We start from the raw sequence: 4,870 nt of genomic DNA, 5'->3' as shown, positions 1-4,870 counted from the left end.
CCTTTATAATCCTGCCAGAGGGTATACCGTATACAGACACCTGACCGCTAAAACCTCCAGAAAAGAAGACATAGAATTCGTCATGTTTGCCCGGAGGCACGTATACCTTTGAGGCTACATCTGCACCCACTGCGGCGGTTTTCACCGCCTCCTGCTTTGGCGGACAACCTGCCAAAAGAGCGCCTACCGCGAGGGCTGTCAGCCCTCCCACAAAAAACTTTTTCTTGCCCAACATGGTGTCACCTCCTTCACCTCCTTTTATAAGATTTACTTACTTTTCATCAACGCTTCTTAAATACTCAAGTATCGCCCTCGCATCATCCTGTGAGACATTTTGAAAAGTCATTTGTGTTAGATACTCGGAAAGGAGCTGTTTGGCTACTGGGTCTTTTTGCACCATCTCGGAAGGATTCAAGATCATATTCATAATCCATTCTGGCTTTCTCCTTTTAGTTACACCTTTGAGAGGCGGACCAACATATTTTTCCTCAAGTTTGTGGCATGAAGCACATTTAGAATCAAAGATTTCTTTACCCTTTTTAACAAGGTTTTGATCTATAGGTCCAAGCTTTACCTCAGTGATAGGTCCTATTCCCTTATCGCTTACCGCCTCTTCTTTGGGCTTTTCGCTAAGGGGAGCCGTTTGTGTAGGTTTTGGAGCTTCAACAGGTTTTTCTTTGCAGGAAAAGAGCAAAAGACCTGACAAAGGTAAGATCAGAAAAAGCTTTTTCATATTGCACCTCCTGATGTGATCCATCTCATAAACCTTAATATAAAGTATAAGGATTTCTTTGTCAAGTTATAAGTTTTTCTTATAGTACCTAATACTGGTAAAGCCTTTAGATACGTACTTTCTTTCTGTTAAAATATCCTTATGGGACACCTCTTCGTTCTTTCCGCTCCTTCTGGAGCTGGCAAGACCACAGTAGCTCAGAAGTTAGTAAAAGAAGTGCCTGGTATAAAGAGGGTAGTGACTGCCACAACAAGACAGAAAAGAGACGGGGAGGTGGAAAATGTTGATTATATCTTCATGAGTAAGGAGGAATTTGAAAGGGGTATAAAGGATGGAATGTTCCTTGAGTACGCTTTGGTGTACGGTAACTATTACGGTACTCCAAAGGAGCAGGTAAAAAAAATCATAGAAGAGGGTTTTGATGCCCTTTTGGTTATAGATGTACAAGGTGCAAAAAGCGTAAAAGAAAAGTTTAAGGAAAGCATACTCATTTTCTTACTTCCTCCTTCCCTTGAAGAACTGGAGAGACGCCTCATCACCAGGGGATACACTGATACAAATCTTTCAGAAAGGGAGAAAAAGGTCAAAATGGAGATAGCCTGTGCAAGGTACTTTGATTACATAGTGATCAATGATTTTCTTGACAAAGCCATAGGAACGCTAAAAGGAATAATAAACTCTTACAGACACAAGAAGGAAAGTGTGTTTAAAAACATGGAAAATCTTGTCAAGGATGCTAATATAAGAGAGATCTTATCAAGAGGCAGGTGTGAAATCTTTTCAGAGGAGCTAACATGATAGGAGAAGAGTTCATAAAAGTTCCACAGATACCAGAAGGGAGTTTTGAACTTCCCACCATGCCCCTGAGGGATCTTGTGGTGTTTCCCACCATGGTAATGCCCCTCTTTGTAGGTAGAAACTTTTCGATAAGGGCTGTGGAAGAGGCTATAAAGAGAGACAGATTGATATTTTTGGTGCTTCAGAAAGATAGGGATGTAGAAGAGCCTTCAGCGGAAGAACTCTACAGCGTGGGAACTGTTGCGCATGTAATAAGAACTGCACCAATAGAGGAAGGTAGACTTAAGATCCTCGTACAGGGTTTAAAAAGAGCTAAACTCAAGGAGTACAAAAAGGCTGAAGGCTATTATATATCAGTTGTTGAAGCAGTAGAAGAAGCCGAGATAAAACCAGAGGATCTCACAAAAGAGGACAGAGGTTACATAAGCTCCTTGAAGGAGCTTTTAGATAGAGCTGTATCTTTGGGAAAGCAAGTCATACCGGATCTTTTAATGCTTATAAGGGACATAGAAGATCCGGGAAAGCTTGCCGATATAACCGCATCTATCCTTGATATAAAGTCTAAAGATGCCCAGGTGATCCTTGAGACCCTTGATCCCAAAGAGAGGTTGAAGCTGGTACACCAACATGCTCTTAACGAAGTGGGATTACTTGAGGTGCAAAGTAAGATAAGAAACATAGCCAGAGAAAGGATGGAAAAGGAGCAGAGGGAGTACTTTTTAAGGCAACAGCTGAGAGCAATACAGGAAGAGCTTGGTGAGGCGGACGAGAGGAAAGTAGAAATAGAAGAGTACAGGAAGAAGCTCTCTAAACTCAGGCTGGATAAAAGTACTAAAGGCGAGATAGAAAAACAGATAAATAGACTTGAGAAACTCCATCCGGACTCCGCAGAAGCGGGTGTGCTTAGGACTTGGCTTGACTGGGTTCTTGACTTACCGTGGAATAAGAAAACTAAAGACAGGTATGATCTTGAGAAGGCAAAACGTATCTTAGATAGGGATCACTACGATCTTGAAAAGGTCAAAGAAAGGATCATTGAGTACCTTGCAGTTAAAAAACTCACAAAGGGTAAGCAGTCAGCAGTTCAGATCCTGTGCTTTGTAGGTCCGCCTGGTGTTGGAAAGACATCTCTGGGTAAATCTATAGCCGAGTCTTTGGGTAGAAGGTTTGTCAGGATATCTTTGGGTGGGATAAGAGATGAAGCCGAAATAAGGGGACACAGAAGGACTTATGTGGGTGCTATGCCCGGTAGGATAATACAGGCTATAAAGCAGGTTGGAACTAAAAACCCCTTAATAGTGCTTGATGAGGTGGACAAGATTTCAGTATCCTTTCAAGGTGATCCAGCTGCAGCACTCTTAGAAGTTCTTGATCCGGAACAGAACAAGAGCTTTGTAGATCTCTACATAGGTATGCCCTTTGACCTCTCGGACGTGTTTTTTATATGTACTGCCAACAGGATAGATACAATACCCAGACCACTTCTTGATAGAATGGAGGTCATAAGTCTCGCAGGATACTCCGAGGAGGAAAAGGTTTTTATAGCAAAACACCATCTGCTTCCCAAACTCTTACCACCACATGGCTTTAAGGAGGATGAAGTTTATTTCTCTGACGCTGCCATACTTGAGGTCATAAGAGGCTATACCAGAGAATCAGGCGTTAGAAATCTTCAGAGATATCTGGGAAGCATTTTGAGAAAACTGGCTCTTAAAAAGCTAAAGGGTGAAAAACCTCCCTTTGGTGTAGATGCTCAGGATGTCAAAACTTACCTTGGCGTGCCGAAAAGATATACGGAGAAAGAGGAAAAGCCTATGATAGGTATAGCTGTGGGGCTTGCGTGGACCGAAGTAGGTGGTGAGATCATGCTCATAGAAGCTACCAAGTTCAAAGGTAAGGGTAATCTCTTACTTACTGGATCCTTGGGTGATATAATGAAAGAATCCGCTCAAGCGGCGCTGTCGTACATAAAGTCTAAGGCGGAAGACTACGGTATAGATCCAGATGTATTTTCTAACTTTGACGTGCATATACACGTACCCGAAGGTGCTGTACCTAAGGATGGTCCTTCTGCAGGTATAACAATAGCTACCGCTCTTATCTCTCTTTTTACAGACAGACCGGTGAGGATGGATGTAGCGATGACGGGAGAAGTAACTTTGCGTGGGAGAGTGCTTCCAGTAGGAGGTCTAAAGGAGAAGATCCTTGCAGCAAAGAGGGCAGGTATATACGAAGTTATACTTCCGGAAAAAAACAGGGAAGAGGTTCTGGAAGATCTGCCCGGATATGTGAGGGATAAGATGGTACTTCACTTTGTAAATAATCTGGATGAAGTTTTTGATCTTGCTTTACTTGCGAGGCAGAGTGTGTTATAATTGACTAAGGAGGTGATATTCGTTGGCTATAGTTGAAGTAGGCGAAAATGAATCTTTTGAGAAGGTTCTTAAGAAGTTTAAGAGAATAGTTGAAAAGGAAGGTATACTTACGGAAGTAAAAAGAAGGCAGTTTTACGAAAAGCCCAGTGAGAAGAAGAAAAGAAAAGAGAGAGCTGCGAGGAAGAGGATGCTCAAAGCCTTAAAGAAGAAAAACTTATTGTGAGGTATCATACTTTAAACATTCTTGACATAATCATTTTTTGGATATATATTAATAACTGTAAAGAAGAGGGATTTTTCGGATCCCTTGCGGAAAACTTGACAAAGCACAAAAACATCTTATAATAATCAAAGTTATGGTGAGGGACCAGAAAGGTCCCTTGAAGGTGACTTGACACGGATAAAAATGAGGTATATAATAAAACCTCTGTAAAGTAAATATGAGGGGTATAAAAGCCCCTTGTCATCTTGGCAACTGAATAAGGAGGAAGGACCCTAAAACTTGAGGTTTCTTTGAAGAGTTTGATCCTGGCTCAGCGCGAACGCTGGCGGCGTGCCTAACACATGCAAGTCGTGCGGAGGTGTGATGAGCACCTCAGCGGCAAACGGGTGAGTAACACGTGAGTAACCTGCCCTCAGGAAGGGGATAACCCTCCGAAAGGGGGGCTAATACCCTATAATGCCTGAGGTCACTAAGACTTTCAGGCCAAAGGTAGCCTCTGCTTTGCATGCTATCGCCTGAGGAGGGGCTCGCGGCCCATCAGGTAGTTGGTGGGGTAACGGCCTACCAAGCCTATGACGGGTAGCCGGCCTGAGAGGGTGGCCGGCCACAGTGGGACTGAGACACGGCCCACACCCCTACGGGGGGCAGCAGTGGGGAATCGTGGGCAATGGGCGAAAGCCTGACCCCGCGACGCCGCGTGGAGGAAGAAGCCCTTCGGGGTGTAAACTCCTGTCAGGGGGG

5 protein-coding genes and 1 rRNA gene are annotated in these 4,870 nt (G+C 43.5%); 4 read left to right on the top strand and 2 right to left on the bottom strand.

Translation table 11 applies throughout. The features are described 5' to 3' along the window. Window positions 1-235: nitrous oxide reductase (locus ABWK04_09000; protein ID MEZ0362009.1), on the bottom strand; the 235-nt coding region annotated here is incomplete at its 3' end. Window positions 236-271: 36 nt separating this feature from the next. Next, window positions 272-733: a cytochrome c gene (locus ABWK04_08995; protein ID MEZ0362008.1), complete on the bottom strand. Its 462-nt coding sequence runs from the start codon at window positions 731-733 to the stop codon at window positions 272-274. A gap of 141 nt (window positions 734-874) precedes the next feature. Between ABWK04_08995 and gmk the strand changes: the two genes are divergently transcribed. The 4 genes from gmk to ABWK04_08975 all read left to right on the top strand — a co-directional run. Next, window positions 875-1,531: a guanylate kinase gene (gene gmk, locus ABWK04_08990; GenBank protein MEZ0362007.1), complete on the top strand. Its 657-nt coding sequence runs from the start codon at window positions 875-877 to the stop codon at window positions 1,529-1,531. Further along, a complete protein-coding gene (lon, locus tag ABWK04_08985) occupies window positions 1,528-3,906 on the top strand; it encodes an endopeptidase La (GenBank protein ID MEZ0362006.1) in 2,379 nt (792 codons plus the stop codon). The genes gmk and lon overlap by 4 nt, the downstream gene beginning before the upstream one ends. Before the next feature lie 22 nt (window positions 3,907-3,928). Beyond that, window positions 3,929-4,129 carry a 30S ribosomal protein S21 gene (gene rpsU / locus ABWK04_08980; protein MEZ0362005.1) on the top strand — a complete coding sequence of 67 codons (201 nt, stop codon included), beginning with the start codon at window positions 3,929-3,931 and terminating at the stop codon, window positions 4,127-4,129. A 287-nt stretch (window positions 4,130-4,416) separates the two neighbouring features. Continuing rightward, a 16S ribosomal RNA gene (locus ABWK04_08975) occupies window positions 4,417-4,870 on the top strand; the annotation flags it as partial.

The organism is Hydrogenobacter sp., from assembly GCA_041287335.1.
Classification (GTDB): domain Bacteria; phylum Aquificota; class Aquificia; order Aquificales; family Aquificaceae; genus Hydrogenobacter.
The sequence above is the reverse complement of the archived record's forward strand: the minus strand, read 5'-3'. Positions and strand labels throughout refer to the sequence as shown.

Bases quoted from the DNA above. Each gene is read 5' to 3' on its own strand.
- ABWK04_08995 (MEZ0362008.1), bottom strand. From the start codon at position 733: ATGAAAAAGCTTTTTCTGATCTTACCTTTGTCAGGTCTTTTGCTCTTT.
- gmk (MEZ0362007.1), top strand. From the start codon at position 875: ATGGGACACCTCTTCGTTCTTTCCGCTCCTTCTGGAGCTGGCAAGACC.
- lon (MEZ0362006.1), top strand. From the start codon at position 1,528: ATGATAGGAGAAGAGTTCATAAAAGTTCCACAGATACCAGAAGGGAGT.